Origin of the sequence: Sinanaerobacter chloroacetimidivorans (genome assembly GCF_018128545.1) — a bacterium.
Taxonomy (GTDB): Bacteria; Bacillota; Clostridia; order Peptostreptococcales; family Anaerovoracaceae; genus Sinanaerobacter; species Sinanaerobacter chloroacetimidivorans.
The window spans coordinates 67,902-86,149 of record NZ_JAGSND010000010.1 but is presented as its reverse complement, the minus strand read 5'-3'; the positions used below and the strand labels follow the sequence as shown (position 1 = coordinate 86,149).

At 44.8% G+C, this 18,248-nt stretch carries 17 protein-coding genes; 1 reads left to right on the top strand and 16 read right to left on the bottom strand.

Annotated elements, in window-relative coordinates:
* Positions 1–3: 3 nt before the first annotated feature.
* The 8 genes from KCX82_RS14620 to KCX82_RS14585 form a co-directional block, all read right to left on the bottom strand.
* Positions 4–837 carry a MetQ/NlpA family ABC transporter substrate-binding protein gene (locus KCX82_RS14620; RefSeq protein WP_227019230.1) on the bottom strand — a complete coding sequence of 278 codons (834 nt, stop codon included), beginning with the start codon at positions 835–837 and terminating at the stop codon, positions 4–6.
* A 22-nt stretch (positions 838–859) separates the two neighbouring features.
* Positions 860–1,531, bottom strand: coding sequence for a methionine ABC transporter permease (locus tag KCX82_RS14615; RefSeq protein ID WP_405127701.1), 672 nt, complete (start codon positions 1,529–1,531; stop codon positions 860–862).
* Positions 1,524–2,270 carry a methionine ABC transporter ATP-binding protein gene (locus tag KCX82_RS14610; RefSeq protein ID WP_227019229.1) on the bottom strand — a complete coding sequence of 249 codons (747 nt, stop codon included), beginning with the start codon at positions 2,268–2,270 and terminating at the stop codon, positions 1,524–1,526. Before KCX82_RS14610 ends, KCX82_RS14615 begins: the two co-directional genes overlap by 8 nt.
* Before the next feature lie 185 nt (positions 2,271–2,455).
* Positions 2,456–3,745 carry an O-acetylhomoserine aminocarboxypropyltransferase/cysteine synthase family protein gene (locus KCX82_RS14605; RefSeq protein ID WP_227019228.1) on the bottom strand — a complete coding sequence of 430 codons (1,290 nt, stop codon included), beginning with the start codon at positions 3,743–3,745 and terminating at the stop codon, positions 2,456–2,458.
* A gap of 240 nt (positions 3,746–3,985) precedes the next feature.
* Positions 3,986–4,423 carry an RrF2 family transcriptional regulator gene (locus KCX82_RS14600; RefSeq protein WP_227019227.1) on the bottom strand — a complete coding sequence of 146 codons (438 nt, stop codon included), beginning with the start codon at positions 4,421–4,423 and terminating at the stop codon, positions 3,986–3,988.
* Between the two features lie 184 nt (positions 4,424–4,607).
* The gene (locus KCX82_RS14595; RefSeq protein WP_465250663.1) at positions 4,608–6,437 is read right to left on the bottom strand and encodes an ABC transporter ATP-binding protein; all 1,830 of its coding nucleotides are present in this window, start codon (positions 6,435–6,437) and stop codon (positions 4,608–4,610) included.
* Between the two features lie 20 nt (positions 6,438–6,457).
* A complete protein-coding gene (locus tag KCX82_RS14590) occupies positions 6,458–8,200 on the bottom strand; it encodes an ABC transporter ATP-binding protein (RefSeq protein WP_227019225.1) in 1,743 nt (580 codons plus the stop codon).
* Positions 8,201–8,226: 26 nt separating this feature from the next.
* Complete coding sequence (locus tag KCX82_RS14585; protein ID WP_227019224.1) at positions 8,227–8,991, bottom strand: DUF3298 and DUF4163 domain-containing protein; 765 nt, start codon at positions 8,989–8,991, stop codon at positions 8,227–8,229.
* A 204-nt stretch (positions 8,992–9,195) separates the two neighbouring features.
* On the opposite strand from KCX82_RS14585, the gene KCX82_RS14580 reads away from it, so the two are divergent.
* A complete protein-coding gene (locus KCX82_RS14580) occupies positions 9,196–10,224 on the top strand; it encodes a biotin--[acetyl-CoA-carboxylase] ligase (protein WP_319633357.1) in 1,029 nt (342 codons plus the stop codon).
* Between the two features lie 252 nt (positions 10,225–10,476).
* Here KCX82_RS14580 and hisIE read toward each other — a convergent pair whose 3' ends face one another.
* The 8 genes from hisIE to hisZ form a co-directional block, all read right to left on the bottom strand.
* Positions 10,477–11,211, bottom strand: coding sequence for a bifunctional phosphoribosyl-AMP cyclohydrolase/phosphoribosyl-ATP diphosphatase HisIE (gene hisIE / locus KCX82_RS14575; protein WP_227019222.1), 735 nt, complete (start codon positions 11,209–11,211; stop codon positions 10,477–10,479).
* Positions 11,212–11,307: 96 nt separating this feature from the next.
* Entirely contained in the window at positions 11,308–12,069 is a 762-nt protein-coding gene (gene hisF, locus KCX82_RS14570; protein WP_227019221.1) for an imidazole glycerol phosphate synthase subunit HisF, read from the bottom strand.
* A gap of 4 nt (positions 12,070–12,073) precedes the next feature.
* The gene (gene hisA, locus KCX82_RS14565) at positions 12,074–12,808 is read right to left on the bottom strand and encodes a 1-(5-phosphoribosyl)-5-[(5-phosphoribosylamino)methylideneamino]imidazole-4-carboxamide isomerase (protein ID WP_227019220.1); all 735 of its coding nucleotides are present in this window, start codon (positions 12,806–12,808) and stop codon (positions 12,074–12,076) included.
* On the bottom strand, positions 12,809–13,408 hold the full coding sequence (gene hisH, locus KCX82_RS14560; protein WP_227019219.1) for an imidazole glycerol phosphate synthase subunit HisH: 600 nt from the start codon (positions 13,406–13,408) through the stop codon (positions 12,809–12,811).
* Between the two features lie 12 nt (positions 13,409–13,420).
* A complete protein-coding gene (hisB, locus tag KCX82_RS14555) occupies positions 13,421–13,999 on the bottom strand; it encodes an imidazoleglycerol-phosphate dehydratase HisB (RefSeq protein ID WP_227019218.1) in 579 nt (192 codons plus the stop codon).
* Complete coding sequence (gene hisC / locus KCX82_RS14550) at positions 13,996–15,057, bottom strand: histidinol-phosphate transaminase (RefSeq protein ID WP_227019217.1); 1,062 nt, start codon at positions 15,055–15,057, stop codon at positions 13,996–13,998. Before hisC ends, hisB begins: the two co-directional genes overlap by 4 nt.
* Position 15,058: 1 nt before the next feature.
* Positions 15,059–16,366, bottom strand: coding sequence for a histidinol dehydrogenase (hisD, locus tag KCX82_RS14545; protein WP_227019216.1), 1,308 nt, complete (start codon positions 16,364–16,366; stop codon positions 15,059–15,061).
* A gap of 1 nt (position 16,367) precedes the next feature.
* Positions 16,368–18,053 (bottom strand): ATP phosphoribosyltransferase regulatory subunit, encoded by a 1,686-nt coding sequence (hisZ, locus tag KCX82_RS23390; protein ID WP_465250661.1) that lies wholly within the window; start codon positions 18,051–18,053, stop codon positions 16,368–16,370.
* Positions 18,054–18,248 lie beyond the last annotated feature (195 nt).

Genomic DNA, 18,248 nt, shown 5'->3' with positions numbered 1-18,248 from the left:
TTCCTAGAATACAGGTACTACGGAACCCTGATAGGTCTCTTCAATAAATCCTCTTACTTCCTCAGAGGTTAAAGCTTTTATAAGGGCCTGGATTTCCGGTCTGGATTCGTCTCCTTCATATACGGCAACGATATTGGCGAAGGTTTGTGCGCCTTCGGACTCGGAGCTTTCAAGTGCCAGAGCGTCCTTTGCTACAAAACCGGCTTCCAAAGCATAATTTCCGTTAATAACAGCCAGGTCTACGTCCTTGGTGGAACGAGCCACAGCAGCAGCCTCAGCTTCATAGATCTTAATGTTCAAAGGATTTTCTACAATGTCCTTTGGTGTTGCAGCCAGACCGACTCCATCCTTTAGCTTAATAATTCCTTCCTGTTCCAGTAACAGAAGTGCTCTTGCTTCATTGGTCGGATCATTGGGTACTGCAATGGTAGCGCCGTCTTTCAAGGCATCAATGCCGGCTGTTTTTCCTGCATATATGCCAAGAGGCTCATAATGCACCGCTACGGCAGAAACCAAATGGGTTCCGTTTTCTTCATTAAAGCTGTCCAGATACGGTACGTGCTGGAAGTAGTTTGCATCCAGTTCATGGCTTTCCACTGCGGTATTCGGAATTACATAATCCGTATACTCCGTGATCTGAAGGTCAATTCCTTCTTCTGCCAGAATCGGCTTTACAAACTCTAAAATTTCAGCGTGCGGTACTGTTGAAGCACCAATTTTCAGAACGGTGGTCTCAGTGTCAGCATTGCCTTTGTCTGTATCCGCATTGCCGCCGCAAGCAGTAAAGGCAAAGACAGTCAGTGTGAGAACCAGGATCAGTGCAATTTTCTTTTTCATCTTTTTTCCCTCTCTCTTCATTCTATTTTTTTATTCTTTTATCGATTTTTCTCGAAATACCATTTCCTAAAATCTGTATGATCTGTACCAAAATCATTAAAATAATGATCGTTGCAATCGTCAGATCCGTCTGGAATTTATAGAATCCATAACGGATGGCAATATCTCCGAGACCTCCTGCGCCGAGAGCACCTGCCATAGCCACATAACCAATCAGGGTAATAAAGCTGATGGAAGAGCCTAAAACAATGGAGGGCAGGCTTTCCGGAAGAATGACCTTCCAAACGATCTGCCATGTGCTGCAGCCCGTGGACTGAGCTACCTCGATGACTCCTGCATCTACCTCCTGCAGCGAGCTTTCTACCATTCTCGCCACAAATGGAGTTGCCGCTATAACGAGCGGCAGAACGGCGGCCTTTGGGCCGATAGCCGTACCCATGACCAACCTGGTAAAAGGCATCAGAGAGATCATCAGTATGATAAACGGTATGGATCTTCCCATATTGACGATCCAACCCGCCACCAGATTCAAGCTTTTATGGGGCCAGATTCCGTGAGGCTGGCTGATCACCAGCAAAACACCCAGCGGTACTCCGAACAAATAGGAGAACAAGGTGGACGCAGCCGTTATACAGAGGGTAACCCAGGTTCCTTCCAGGAGCATGTCCCCGTATTCTGCAAAAAACTCACTCAACCAACTCACCCCTCTCCAGCAATTGCTTTGTTATTTCCTGCTGTGGATTTGAAATAATATCTTTTGTAAATCCTTGCTCTACGATTTCGGACTCATTGATAATCGCAACCTTATTGCAGATTTTTTCAACAACGGAAATCTCATGGGTGATAATGATGATGGTAACGCCAAGTTTATGATTGATGTCTTTCAATAATTTCAAAATGGAATTGGTGGTAAGGCTGTCCAATGCGGAAGTAGGCTCATCACACAACAAAAGAGTCGGATGATTTGCCAGAGCACGTGCAATGGAAACACGCTGCTGCTGTCCACCGGACAACTGTACCGGGTAGGCTCCTGCTTTTGATGAAAGTCCTACTATGTCCAACAGCTCCTCAGCCCGCTGAAGACGCTGCTTCTTATCTGCTCCTGCAATTTCCAGCGGGAACGCTACATTATCCCGGATGGTTCTTTGCATCAGCAGATTAAACCGCTGAAAGACCATGCCGATCTTTCTGCGAAGAATAAGTAAATTTCGACCTTCCAAAGAAGTGATATCCTGCCCGTCTATGAGGATCTGCCCTTCGCTGGGCTTTTCCAAAAGATTGATGCAACGGATGAGGGTACTTTTTCCTGCACCGCTCATCCCGATTATGCCAAAGATATCACCGTCTTCGATGGTCAGGTTGATATTTTTAATAGCTGTAAAATCCCCGTTTTCCGTACTGAAAAACTTGGATAAATTTTTTATTTCGATCATGTTGTTTTGGTTTTTCGCTCCTCTCAAGCCTGCTTAGCAGACAATCTCATCCGATTTGTCAGCCGCCTGGCTTTCCATCTCCGATATCCATATATTTTAGCTTTAGAACAGCGAAAAGTCAAGAAATTCTAAACTGGCAAAATGGAAACAGCAAATTAAATTCAGTAAAAAATGGTTAGATTTTCTTACTGAAATGCCTGAGCCAGATCTTCAATAAGATCGTCTATGTGCTCTGTTCCGATGGATAGTCTGATGGTATTTGGTTTGATACCAGCATCCAGCAGTTCCTCCACTGTCATTTGAGAATGAGTGGTACTAGCAGGATGAATGACCAGGGACTTTACATCGGCCACATTGGCAAGCAGTGAAAAGATCTGCAGTTTGTCGATGAAGGCCTTAGCTTCTTCTGCTCCGCCTTTGATTTCAAAGGTGAAGATAGACGCGGCTCCATTTGGAAAATATTTATCATAAAGTGCTTTTTCCGTACCTTCTGTTAAGGATGGATGGTTTACACGCTCTACCTTCTCATGGTTTTTCAGAAAATCAATCACGCTTAGGGTGTTCTCAATATGGCGTTCCACTCTCAGCGAAAGAGTTTCCAAGCCCTGAAGGAACAGGAAGGAATTAAACGGGCTGAGGGATGCGCCGGTATCTCTCAGCAGCGTAACACGAGCCTTGATGATATAGGCTGCAGCGCCCACTGCCTCTGTAAACGTTACGCCATGGTAGCTGGGATCCGGCTCTGTTAAATAAGGGAATTTGCCGGAAGCTGCCCAGTCAAATTTACCGGAGTCAACGATCACTCCGCCGATGGAAGTCCCGTGACCGCCAATAAACTTCGTTGCAGAATGAACAACGATATCTGCTCCGTATTCAATAGGTCTTAATAAATATGGTGTTGCAAAGGTATTATCCACGATAAGAGGGATCCCTGCTTTATGCGCAACTTCAGCAACTGCTTCGATATCAATGACATTGGAATTCGGATTGCCAAGGCTTTCGATGAAGATCAGCTTTGTATTTTCCTGTATCGCTTTTTCAAATCCGTTTTCTTCAAGAGGGTCTACGAAAGTTGTGGAGATGCCAAAATCGGCCAAAGTATGTGCAAATAAATTATAGGTTCCGCCGTAGATGGTCTTTGCCGATACGATATGGTCTCCGGCATGAGCGATATTCTGCACGGAGTAGGCAATAGCGGCAGCTCCCGAAGCGGTGGCAAGGGCGCCGATTCCGCCCTCCAATGCATTGATACGCTGCTCGAATGCATCCGAAGTTGGATTCATGATTCTTGTATAGATATTTCCGCCTTCCGTAAGGCCGAATCGGCCTGCAGCCTGAGCAGAATTTTCAAAGACATAAGAAGAGGTTTGATAGATTGGAACAGCTCTCGCACCGGTAGCGGGGTCCGGATTTTCCTGTCCGGCATGCAGCTGCAGGGTTTCGAACCTTAATGTTTTATTTTGTTTCTCTGTCATAATGATCATCTCCTTTATTATTTTATTTAACAGAACGACATAACTATTTAATACTATTCCTATCAAATTACTATGAAATTAAAATAATACTAATCTAATTTCAGTTTCATGTCAATAGTTTTTTATTAATTTCTATAAAAAACACTCCGGCAAATGGGATACCCGGAGTGTTTCCTCTGTAAAATCAATTAGCAGCACATCTTTGGCTGTCACTGTTATCTAGATAATAGTGATCTCCACCTAGATAATGTAGACCGGCTCTGCCTTTTCCTGATATCGCACTACCAGGTCGGCCAGCGTAATATTATCAACTACATTTTCAACCGCCGATTGTATCTTTTGCCAGATTTCCTGGGTTACACACCCTACCGCCCGATCGCAGGCATTGGTTTCTTCATCCAGACAGCTTACGGGAGCCAGGCTTCCCTCCATCAGTCTCAGAATCATCCCAACTGTATATTCGGATGGATCCTTTGCCAGCATATAACCGCCTTGAGCGCCTCTGACACTTCTCACATATCCGGCCTTGTTCAGCTGCGTTATAATCTGCTCCAGATATTTTTCCGAAATTTCCTGTCTGGCTGCAATACTCTTTATGGAAATATATTCACCTGTATAATTAATCGCCAAGTCTAACATAAGACGTAAAGCATAACGGCCTTTTGTCGAAATCTTCATTTTACCACCCACCATTTATAGAATAATTGCTATTAATACTCATATTATATAATAGGAGTACTATGAATTCAATAAGAATTATTCGACTTTCCGTTGAATATTTTAAATCGGATCAGCCAATACCTCCGCGCAGAACGGCAGGCAAGCCCTTTTCCAATGAAGCCATCCCCAGAAAACCGATTTTTTATACCTCAAACTGGCTGTTGTATAACTCCGCGTAAAATCCTTTTTGGCTCATGAGTTCTTCATGGGTTCCCTTCTCAACAATGTCGCCATGATTCATCACCAGAATCAGGTCTGCATCTTTTATAGTGGAAAGTCTATGAGCGATGATGAAGCTGGTTCGGTCTTCCATTAAATTGTTCATAGCCTTCTGGATCAGGGACTCCGTTCTGGTGTCAACGGAGCTGGTAGCCTCATCGAGAATCAGGATAGGCGTATCTGCCAAAATAGCCCTGGCAATGGTGAGCAGCTGCTTTTGCCCCTGTGATATATTGGAAGCATCCTCGTTGATCACCATCTGATACCCATTTGGAAGGGTGTGAATAAAATGGTGAATATGTGCTGCTTTGGCGGCAGCGTAGACCTCTTCATCCGTAGCATGAATGTTGCCGTAACGGATATTCTCCATAATCGTGCCGTGAAAGAGCCACGTATCTTGAAGAACCATCCCCAGCATATCGTGCAAATCCTTTCGGGAAAGTTGGCAAATGTTTACGCCATCAATCCGGATCTCTCCTTCATTCAGTTCATAAAAGCGCATCAGAAGCTTCACAATGGTGGTTTTTCCTGCTCCTGTAGGGCCTACGATGGCCACCCTTTGCCCTGATTTCACATCGATGCTGAATCGATTAATCAGCGGTGCTTCGTCGGAGTAACCAAAGGATATATTACGGAAAGAAACTTCACCCCTCAGATGATGAAGATCCAGTTTGACAGGAACTTCCGCCTCTGCAGCCTCCTCCTCTTCCTCTAAAAACTCAAATACACGTTCCGCCGCTGCAGCCGTAGACTGCAGGATGTTAGCGATATTCGCCGTTTGTGAAATAGGATGCTGAAAGGTTCTGACATATTGCATAAAGGCCTGAATGTTACCGATGGTAACGGTGCCTCTTACGGCGAGGTATCCTCCGACAACGCAGACAAAAATGTAAGCCAGATTTCCCACGAATCCCATCAGTGGCATCATTAAACCCGATAGAAACTGTGATTTCCACGCCGACTCGCAAAGTTTGTCGTTAATGCCCCGGAAGGTATTGATGGAAGCGGCTTCACCGTTAAACGCCTTTACAACTACATGGCCGGTATACATTTCCTCGATGTGTCCGTTGAGTTCCCCCAAATACCTCTGCTGATCCTTAAAGTGTCCCTGGGAACGTTTGATAACGATCCTTATCAGCAGGAAGGAAAGGGGCAGCACGATCAAAGCCACCAAAGTGAGGATCAGATTAATGGAAATCATCATCACCAGCACCCCTGCAATGGTGGTGATGCTGGAAACCATCTGGGCGAGACTTTGGCTTAATGTGGTGTTTACCGTGTCAATATCATTGGTAACACGGCTTAAAATTTCACCATGGGTCTTCGTATCAAAATACTTTAAGGGAAGGCGATCCAGCTTTTCGGACATGCTTTTCCTCAATTGATACGTAATATTCTGAGACACGCCGGCCATGATAAATCCCTGAAAATAACCAAACAACAAACTCAATATATAAAGTGCCATTAAAAAAGTCAGAATCCTGAATAAAGCCTCAAAGTCAATGCCGCCGGCACTGACACCCGTTACAATAACATCCGTTGCATTCCCGAGAATGGCCGGGGACAAAATGGAAAATACGGTGCTTATTATTGAGAACAAAAACACCAATATAATTTTAAATTGATAAGGCTTGATATATTGCAAAAGCATTTTCATGGTGCCTTTAAAATTTTTCGCCTTTTCCCCAGGCATCATGCCCTGAGGTCCTCTTCCGGGACCGGGTCCCCTGCCGGCTCCCGGACCTCTGCCCATAGGAGTTTTTTTATTCTCACTCATGCCAATTCCTCCTTTGCCAGCTGGGACAACGCAATTTCCTGATAAACCTGACACTGCGACATCAACTCCTTATGAGTGCCTATGCCGACAATATTGCCCTGATCCAGGACTATGATCTGATCCGCATTTTTGATGGTGCCAATACGCTGCGCTACGATGAGAACGGTGGCGTCTCCGATATCTTCCTTCAATGCGCGCCTCAATGCGGCATCCGTTTTAAAATCCAGTGCGGAAAAGCTATCATCGAAGATATAAATGTCCGGCTTTTTTACTAAAGCTCTGGCAATGGAAAGTCTTTGCTTCTGCCCTCCGGAGACATTGGTGCCTCCCTGGGAGATAGCGGACTGCATACCTTCCGGCTTTTCGCGGATAAAATCCTCAGCCTGGGCGACAGCCGCAGCATGAAGCAGGGCTTCCTCCCCGGCATCTTCATCTGCATAACGCAGATTGGATTCTATCGTTCCGGAAAACAAAACACCTTTTTGCGGTACATAGCCAATTTTATCCCGCAGTGAATTTTGTGACACTTCACTGACATTGATTCCCTCCACCAGAACTTCTCCTTCCGTAGCGTCGTAGAACCTGGGGATCAGGTTTACCAAAGTCGTTTTTCCGCTTCCGGTACTGCCGATAAAAGCCGTGGTTTCACCGGGCTTAGCGGTAAAGGAAATGTTCAGCAAAGCATAATCGTCTGCGTCGGGATAACGGAAAGATACATTCCGGAATTCTACAAGCCCTTTTTTCTCCGGGCTAAATCTATGACCCAGCTGCTCCTTTTCCGGCGGATCCAGTATGCTGGGCTCAGCCATCAATACTTCCGAAATTCTCTGGACGGAAACAAGCGCCCTGGGCAGCATAATAAAGACCATGGAAATCATCAGAAAAGAAATGATGATCTGCATGGTATACTGCATGAAGGCCAACATATCCCCTACCAGGATACCTCCCAGATCTACGTATTTTGATCCTACCCAAATAATAACGATGGAAATGAAATTCATGATAAACATCATGATGGGCATCATAATTACCATTGTACGGTTGATGAACAGGTTCAAAGCTGTCAGGTCCTTGTTAACATCATCAAATCGGGATCTCTCTTTTTCCTCCGTATTAAAAGAACGTATCACCATGACTCCGGACAGTCTTTCATTCATCACTAAATTCAACTGGTCCACAAGCTTCTGTGTCAGTTTGAACTTGGGCATGGTGATGGTAAAGATAACCAGCATGATGCCAAGGATCAGAGCCAGGGCCAGTATAATGGTCCAGGAAAGAGACGGACTTTTATAATATGCTCTTAAAAGTGCTCCGATACCCATCACAGGAGCCAACAGCACCATTCGCAGCATCATAATGGTAACCATTTGGATCTGTTGGATGTCATTGGTAGAGCGGGTAATCAGAGATGCTGTCGTAAAATGATCAAACTCGGGATTCGCAAATTCCGATACCTTTTCGAATACGGCATTCCTGATATTTCTGGACGACTTGGCCCCGATTCTGGAGGCATAAAAGCTTACCAGCGCAGCGCACGCTACACTGCCGAAAGCCAGCAGCACCATTTGAATTCCTTTGGTATAAATATAAGGAATGTTTCCTGCAATGATACCCAGATCTATAATTTTAGACATGTAATCCGGCAGAGCCAGATCCGTCATGGCTTGTAAAAACAGCAGAAATACAACCATTATAATACTGATTGTATAAGGCTTATAATATTTTAAAATTTTGAACACAAAACTCTCCTTTCCGGCTTTCTTCTTTAGTTATCCGCGTCAGACTCTCCGGTTTCAACCGGTTCCGTATCCTTGATTGCATTATAGATCTCAGGCTTTAAAAGCTCTTTGAGTTCTTCCGCATCAAACTCAAAATATCGGATTCCTGCAGCGTAAGGGGCTATCTCATACAGTGAGAAGAATACTGTAATTTTATTGCCGTTTATGTAAAACGGATAGCCGCCCTTGTAATTCTTTACCGTCTCTTTCGCTTCCGGGAAATAATAATCCTGACTCTCCGTAATCTCCGATAAGATTTTGTCAGTGATCATGCTGAGATCTTTACCCTTTTGAAAAAGACTTTGAAATTGATAAATTTCATTTGTTGAAATGTTGAAGGTGTAAGGTTCAATCCAATAGAGGCCATGGGCCCCTCCGGTGTAGTTGCTCCACATGATCCACAAAGAAACGATATCGCCGCTCTGCGAATATTGAAAACTGCTGCCCAGACCTGCTTTAGCAGCGCCCCCTCCGGCCTCCTTCATACTCTCCGCGGCCTCTTCAACCTCTTTTTTGGCAGCATCCATGCTTTTTGCAATCATCTTATTGATTTCCGGCGCCGTCTCAAAACCAGATAAAGCCGGAAGATCCAGATTGATTTCCAAATATTCATCGCTTTCAGCTGTTGTCTCGTGAGCAACAGAAAAAGGCTCCTTTGAATTAGTATCAGCTTTCGCACATCCTGTTATACCAAACAACAGAATTGCTGCAGTAAAAAAAACCAGTATGGTGTTTTTCCCTATTCTTTTCATAATCATATACCCCCTGTTAGAAATCACCTGCATACATGAAAGTACTCTAGTTGATTCGCAGTTATTTATTATAACGCAACTTGAATTCCCCTACAACCTATCTTGACACAATTCTATCAGTCACTTTATAATCAGTTCATACGTAAAGTCTGCCGGAAAGATATCTTTTAAAGCCGGCAAGTCCCAAGACAGGTGGTGGAAAGAATGTCTACGAAGCTTAGTGTACTTAAGATATTAGAAGAAAAAAAGGGGCAGACGATCTCCGGAGAAGAATTGGCAAATCATCTGGAAGTCTCCAGGGCTGCCATTTGGAAGGCAATCAAGGAATTACGCAAAGAAGGTTACGCGATCGATGCCATTACGAATAAAGGCTATTGTTTAACGGAAGATAATGACAGAATCTCCGTTCAAGGAATCCTCCCGCATTTACAGTCAGCCAATATGGAAGAGAAGGTCTTCGTATATAAATTATTGGAATCAACCAATTTGACGGCAAAGAAAATGGCTCTGGACGGGGCGGCTCCCGGAACGGTGGTGATTGCGGAAGAGCAGTCAAAGGGCCGGGGCCGTATGGGACGCAGCTTTTATTCTCCTGCGGATAGCGGGATTTATATGAGCCTGATACTGAAGCCCGGCTTTGACGTGGCAAAATCCGTTTTGATTACTACCGCCGCTTCGGTTGCGGTTTGTAAAGCAATCGAAAAAGTTACCGGGATCCGTTGTGAAATCAAGTGGGTAAACGATATCTATATGAAAGGGAAGAAAATATGCGGAATTCTGACCGAGGCTGTTACCGACTTCGAAAGCGGTCATATCGAGCATATCATTTTAGGTATAGGCATTAATTTTACAACTGCAAAGGTTTCTTTTCCTGAAGAACTAAAAGATATTGCCGGCTCTCTGTTTCATAAGACAGAGGATCTGAAAAAAACGGGAACAAAACAGATTTCAAGAAATCAGCTTATAGCAGAGGTAATCAATGAGGTTCTTTCCATCCATCAAGATCTGGAATCCCGTTCCTTCATCCCCGAATACAAAGAACGATCCTTCGTTCTTGGAAAAGAAATCAACATTATGCAAAGGATCAGTTCTTCTTCCGGTTCAGACGTGCCCCCTCCCGTACCTGCCACTGCAGTAGATATCGACAGTGACGGCGGACTCGTGGTTCGTTATGAAGACGGGAGTACGGACACCTTAAACTCAGGTGAGATCAGTATCAGGCTTCGGAATTAACTTTTAATCACTGCATATATAAAGGCTATCTTAAATAAAAACGTTGAGTAGTTTTCTTATATTTTCAACCGAGTCGAATTAGGTTTTTCCTAGATTGCTTCAGCAATCCCAGCAAATAATGTGACTTGTCACATTTTTGCGAAGGAAAAACCATGAGATAAGGTTACGAAAATATGAAAACTACGAACAGTTTGTTTTAGGATAGCCTCTTGTAATGCAGTGATTAAAAAACAATATCGATTCTGATCTCCCTTAACTGGAATGGTCCGTTTCATGGAACTTCTTCAGGTTGCCGATCTTTCGGCTTCGCTCTTTCAGGATCTGATTGATGTCGTCCAGAGGGATATTCTGCTCTGCCATCAGTACGGTGAGATGATAAAGAAGATCACAGATCTCATTCTTAACGTCTTCCCGGGCTTCTTTTGCTCTGGCCTCATCAGCTGCTGAAGATAAATTTTTTGCGGCAATCAGCACCTCACTGCATTCTTCACCGCATTTCTTCAAAATTTTATCCAATCCTTTTTCAAAGAGATAACAGGTATAGGATCCTTCCGTAAAGGTTGCTTTTCGATCCAGAACCACTTGATACAAATCGCTTAAAGCTTCGTCATCAGTTTTTAACGCTTTCTCCCCGTTCTCTGCCTTATCCGGTACGGTATCGTCAAATTTCACGATATCTCCTGTCTCATAAAAACAGCTGTGGTTACCCGTATGGCAAGCCGGGCCCGTTTGTTCCACCAAAATTAAAAGGGTATCATCATCACAGTCTGAGGTAATGCTTACCACTTTCTGAAAATGACCGGAGGTGGCTCCTTTATTCCAAAGTTCATTTCTGGATCGGCTGAAAAACCAGGTATATCCTGACTCCAGCGTTTTTTTTAGGCTTTCTTCATTCATATAAGCCAGCATCAGCACTTCATTGGTTCTCTTTTCCTGAATAATGGCCGGGATCAGCGGCGACTTTGCGAAAAACTTCGTCAAATCCATTTTCTAAACTCCTATCTGTTTCTAACCGTTTCCGTTATCTTCTCTTATCAATACACACCTATCTACAAATTTTCCATATTAGAATCTACTGTTATATTACACCAATCTCACAGGTAAATCATTGGTTTCCAATTCTTTTTTTACTTGCTTTACGGTAAGCTCTCCATAGTGAAAGATGGAAGCGGCAAGGGCCGCATCTGTAGATGTCTTTTGAAACACTTCCGTGAAGTGTGGCAATTCACCGCAGCCTCCGGAAGCGATAACCGGAATATTCACCACGCTGCAGACCGCATTGAGCATGTCGATATCAAATCCCTGTTTTGTGCCGTCGGCATCCATGGAGGTCAGAAGAATTTCACCTGCCCCCAGCTTTTCTGCTTCCATAGCCCATTGAACTACGTCCAGGCCCGTGTCGATTCTGCCGCCGTTAATAAATACATGGTACTTCCCGTTTTCTGCTTTTTTTCCATCGATGGCTACGACGACACATTGGCTGCCAAATCTGGCCGCCGCTTCGGAAATGATGGCAGGATTTCTGATTGCCGCGGAATTTACCGAAACCTTATCCGCTCCTGCCAATAAAAGATCCCTGAAATCTTCCACCGTTCTGATCCCGCCTCCTACGGTAAGAGGGACAAAAACATTTCTGGCTGTTCTGCTTACAACGTCCAGCATGGTTCCCCTTCCTTCATGGGTGGCAGTGATATCTAAAAAAACAATTTCATCGGCCCCCTGCTCGTCATAAGCAATGGCACAGTCCACCGGGTCGCCAACTTCTTTGATTCCTACAAAATTGATTCCCTTTACCACCTTTCCGTTCTGAACATCAAGGCAAGGGATGATTCTTTTAGCCAGCATAGGCTTACTCCTTTCCTGATTCTTTTTTTCTGCAGTATTCCACCGCTTCCTTTAAGGACAAGGTGCCTTTGTAAATAGACTTCCCGCAGATGGCGCCATAGAGTCCCATTTCTTCCAACGCCTTAATATCCTCCATGGTGTGGATTCCTCCGCTGGCGATGATCTTGCAGCTCACCGCTTCATTGATGCAGGATAACTGCGTAAGATTTGGTCCCGACAAGGTTCCGTCCTTGGAGATGTCCGTATAGATCATATACTGAACACCCAGCGATTCCATCCTCTTGGCGAGTTCCAGATAATGAATGCTGCTGTCGTTCAGCCAACCCTGACCGGATACCATCTCATTTCTGGCATCTATGCCTATGGCAATTTGATCTGCGTATTTCTCCACTGCTGTTTTTACCAGTTCAGGATCGGATATGGCGGCAGAGCCTAAAATCACCCGTGAAATACCTGCGCCGATGTAATAATCAATACTTTCCATGGTTCTGATGCCTCCGCCGAGTTCCACCTTCAGTCCGGTGTTTCTCGCTACATTCAGAAAAACGGAGCTGTTTATCCTGCTCCCTTCCTTTGCTCCATCCAAATCCACCATATGGATCCACGCTGCCCCCTGATTTTGGAAGTCCAGGGCTGTTTCCAAAGGGTCTTCTGCCACCTTCTCCACCGTAGCAAAATCTCCTTTCGTAAGTCTGACACACTGACCGTTCTGGATGTCAATTGCGGGTAATATGATCATTTATTTCAGTCCTCCAAAATTCTTTAGTATTCTCAAGCCGATTTCCCCGCTCTTTTCAGGATGAAATTGAGTTCCAAATACATTATCTTTAAAAACCAAACCGGGAATCAGCTGGCCATATTCACTGTAGAGTGAAATGTATTTTCTATCGGTATCCGCTTTATAGGAATGAACATAATAAAGTCTTGCACCATCTTCAATTCCTTCGGAGAGCACACAGGAGTTTTCCGTCTTTACATCACTCCAGCCCATGTGCGGGATTTTCAGACCGGGAGCATATATCAGTGATACCTCTCCCGGAATCAGAGACAGGCCCTCCGTTTTCTCAAACTCGTATCCGTATTCAAAGAGCATCTGCATTCCCAGGCAGATACCAAGCAGCGGTTTTTTTGACGCTTCTTCCCTGATCACCCCATCCAGACCCGCATCCCGGAGCATCTTCATAGCATCAGGGAATGCTCCTACGCCGGGCAGGATCAGTTTATCTGCCTCTCGCATTTCATCTGGTGAAGATGTAATAAAATTATTAAAACCTAAATAGTCAAGGGCATTTTTTACACTGAATAAATTCCCTGCTCCGTAATCGATAATTCCAATCATTCTGTAGTCTCCTTACAATGTGCCTTTCGAGGATAAAATCCCGCTGCTCTCCATTTTCACCGCTGCTTTTAAAGCATGGGCAAAAGCCTTGAAGATCGCCTCAGCCTTGTGATGATCATTTTTCCCGTAATAGAGGTTGATATGGAGCGTAACTCCCGCATTCATGGCAAAGGCTCTGAAGAATTCCTCCACCATAGCAGAATCCATATCTCCCAGGCGATAATCACCGAATTCCGCATTGAAAACCAGATAAGGTCTTCCGCCGATATCGACGCTGCAGGATGCCAGGGCTTCGTCCATAGGAATGGTAAAGGTTCCATACCTGGCAATTCCATTTTTGTCAGCCAGAGCCTGGCGGAATGCCATGCCCAGGCAAATTCCAATATCTTCAATGGTATGGTGGCAGTCCACCTGCAGGTCCCCCTTGCAGCTTACCGTTAAATCAAATCCGCTGTGTACCGCAAACCCTGTAAGCATATGATCGAAAAATCCTACGCCGGTTTTGATCTCGGCCATACCCGTACCATCCGCATGAAATGCCAGCTGAATTTGCGTTTCCCTGGTTTCTCTTTGTACCGTTCCCGTTCTCATTCTTCCAACCTCCTGAAAATTTTACCGAGAGCCTCTACAAGGCTGTCATTTTCTTCTTTGGTTCCGGCGGTGATCCTGAGAAAATCTCCCAACCGTCTAACAATAATGGATTCTTTTTTCAACTCCGTATAAATTAATTCCGCATCTTTCATTTCAACAAACAGAAAATTGGTTTCCGGTTTCATGATTCTGATCATCTGATTTTCTCCCTGGAATTTCAAAAACTCCTGATACAAATAATCCCTGGATTTTTTTATTTCTGCCGCCGCCTGCCTGATATATTCAGGATGGGAGAAAATAACACAGCCCACTGCCTGGGTAAGTCCGTTTACGTTATATGGGGATCTTACACAATGCAAGGCGTTGATGATACTTTTTGAAGAAACCGCAAACCCCAATCTGATGGCAGCAAGCCCCAGGGCCTTGGAACAGGTCTTCAGAATGATCAGATTATCGTATGCTGTCGTGAGATCCATGATGGACTGATCAGAAAACTCCATATAAGCCTCATCAATGATCACCAATGCATCCGTACTGCGAACTATTTTTTCCGCATCGTCCCGGCTGATCACCAATGAAGTGGGACTGCACGGATTCGAAAGCACAACTGCCTGAGGCTTCGCCTTTTCAATGGCTTCAATAGCCAGGTCTGCGGTCAGCACCAGTTCCGTATTTTTTTCTACGACGATCCCCTCTTTTTCGTAGGTTACGCCATAGAACTGATACATGGAGAAATCCGGAGAAAAAAGAAGCAGCTTATCCTGCGGCCTTAAGAAGGCACCCAGGATCACGGTGATCAATTCATCAGATCCGTTTCCCGCGACCACTCTCTCAGGATCCACACCATAGAACGCCGCAAATTTTCTGCAAAGCTCTGTTGCCTTGGAATCCGGATAACGATTCAGTTCAATACCGGCCACAGCGGACAGAATTTCCTCTTGAAACTGAGTTCCCGGATTGATAAAGCTTTCATTGGCATCCAACCTGATTTTATAGTCACCTGCCACCGCATCATAGGGTATCAGGTCTTTTACTTTGTCATTTAATTGATATGTCATCTTATTCAAACCTCACTTTTACTGAATTTGCATGGGCGCCAAGTCCTTCTTTTTCGGCAATGGTAATGATGTCGTCCTTATCCTGAGCCAGGGCATCCCGTGTATAGCAGGTATAGCTCATCTTCTTTACAAAGCTGTAGACTCCCAAAGGTGAAGAAAATCTGGCCGTTCCCGAAGTCGGAAGGACATGATTGGTTCCGGCAAGGTAATCTCCCAGCGGTTCCGGCGAATAATCGCCGCAGAAGACAGAACCTGCATTTTTAATTTTATTTACATAGTCCATAGGGTCTTTTACCATAAGTTCCAAATGTTCCGGTGCAATGAGATCGGCAAGTTCAAGCATCTCCTCCATTCCGCTGCAAACCATTATAGCGCTGCAGTTCTCCAGAGATTGCCGTATGACATCTTTTCTGTCCAAGCCCTTCAGCTGAAGTTCAATCTCGTTTAAGGTGTTCTTCGCGATTGCTTCCGACCTGGTCAGCAATACGGCTGAAGACAAGGGATCATGCTCCGCCTGGCTCATGAGGTCCGCTGCGAGGTACCTGGGGTTTGCCGTTTCGTCTGCAAGAATTAAAATTTCACTGGGCCCTGCAATCATGTCGATATCCACCTGGCCGAAAAGAAGCTTTTTCGCAGTTGCTACGTATATATTTCCCGGGCCTACAATCTTGTCCACTCTAGGGAAGCTTTCGGTACCGTAAGTCAGGGCGGCCACCGCCTGTGCACCTCCCGACAGGAAGACTCTGTCAACACCTGCCAGACAGGCAGCGGCCAGAATATCGGGATTGGCTCTGCAAGTGAGGTTTCCTGTGTCATCCTTCTCAACCAGAGGCGGCGTCACCATAATAATCTCTTCAACCCCTGCAATTTTTGCCGGAATGGCGTTCATCAATACTGTTGAGGGATAAGCGGCAGTTCCGCCGGGAACATAAATTCCCACACGGTTGAGGCCTCGAATGATCTGACCCAGGATCACCCCGTTTTCTTTTTTCAGTTCATAGCCCTTTTGCACCTGTTGTTCATGATACCGGGTAATATTCTCCTTTGCGTGAATTAAAGCATTCCGGAAGCGTTCATCCGCCGCGTCATAGGCTTTTTTCATCTCATCTTTTGAGATTTCAAAGGATGCAGGGCATGCACCGTCAAACTTTTCACCGTATTCCCGTACCGCTTTATCACCTTTCATGCTTACATCCTTCAGAATCCCAAGGACGGATTCGCTGACAGAAAAATTTACCTCGCCGGCTCTCCGGTTCATCTCATCAAGAAACTGAAATTCCGCCTGTTTATCTGTATAGATTACTTTCATCTTATCCCCTCACCTTCTGCTGGATATCTGCTATCAGCCGATCAATCTCTGTTTTTTTCATTTTCATGCTCGCTATATTGACAATCAGTCTGGCAGATACGCCGCGGATTTCCTCAATGACCTCCAGCCCGTTCTCTCTCAAGGTGGTGCCCGTTTCTACAATATCCACAATTCCATCCGCCAGGGAGAGCAGCGGTGCCAGTTCAACGGAACCTTCAATTTTTATGACTTCCACGTCCATTCCCTTGGATTCAAAATAGGTACTGGCGACTTTGGGATATTTGGTTGCGATTCTTTTTGTACTGTATCCGCTGTAAAAATCCGATCCCTTTGGTACGGCCAGTGCAAATCTGCATTTTCCGAAGCCGAGATCCAGAACCTCATAGAAGGTTCCTCCGCTTTCCAGTATGGTATCCTTCCCTACAATTCCCACATCGCAGACGCCATGCTCCACATAGGTGATGACATCGGCGGCTTTTGCAAGAACTACGTCAATATCCTTATTCGGGATGGGAAGCAATAGCTTTCTGCCCTTTTCCTTCAGGTTTACGCAGTCATATCCTATAGTATCGAAAAGATCCATGAAGTTCTTTTCCAATCTTCCTTTTGTCAAAGCAATTCTGATATTTTTTTCGGGGGTTCCGGAATCACTTACCGCTTTTTCCGCTTTAGCATTGTAATCCATCTCTTTCAGTCTTTTTGCTGCAAGCTGATCCACGTTGATGCCGAAGCCTGTAGCGGGAAGATTCTCTCCAAAGTCCTTGAAAAGTTCATCATATCTGCCCCCGGATAAAACATGTTCTCCGGCAGAAGAGATGTATCCTCTGAAGATTAAAGAACTGTAATATTCAGCCTGATGTACCAGCCCAAAGTCGATCATCACTTTATCCTGAAGATTTTCTATTCCCGAAATATTCAATTCTATTAAGCCCTGGTAAATACGTTCCAAATAGGAAAGCATCTCTATCAGCTTTGAATCATAGCCGTTAAACAGAATTCTGGCCTTCTCCAGAGCTTCTTTGCCCCCGAACAATTTGGGCAGCTCCTTCAGGATTTCCACCGTCTGGCTTGCCGGAAAAGCTTCCAGTAAATCCGCAAGTCCTGCATAGTTCTTTGAAGAAATCAGGGAGTGTATATTTTCCTTTTGTTCAGAAGTAGCGTCCAAATCTTCCATAAGCAGCTTAAAGATTCCGATATGACCCAGCTCCAGCCGGAAATCTTCCCCGCAGCAGGCCGCCAGAGCTTCAATACCCGTTGTCAGAACTTCAATATCTGATTCAAAGGTAGAAAGCCCAATGAGTTCGATGCCCATCTGCATGGTTTCACTGCTTCTTCCCCTTAGCTCCGGCTGCTGCCTGTAAATTCGCTGGGCATAGTATAAGCGAAGGGGTAAGGCATGGCCTTTCAGCTTGGTAGCTGTCAGTCGGGCAATTGGAATCGTGGAATCCGCCCGCATTGCAAGCAGCCTTCCTTTATGATCAATGAGCTTATACATGCTTTCCTGAGGGAAGTACATGGAGCTCGAGGAAAAAACGTCATAAAATTCAAAGCCCGGCGTGATGACTTCATGGTACATCCTTGCCTCAAAGGTTTCTCTCAATTGATTCAGAATTCCTTTCTGTGCGGCACATTCTTCAAAAAGCAGGTCTCTGGTTCCTTCCGGTGTAATTCTGTCATACTTTCTCATGGCTGATCTCCTTTTAATTGATCTGATTTCTTATTCATAATCTAATCTTTCATTATAATGAAACTGATTTATCATTCATTTCTCTGATTATTTTTTTCATTTCCGATCCTTCTATCCTTGGCCTGCAAAATTTGCAGTGCAAATGGAAGGCTGGCCTATTCTAATTTATCACGTTATAATATTATCACTTTAAAG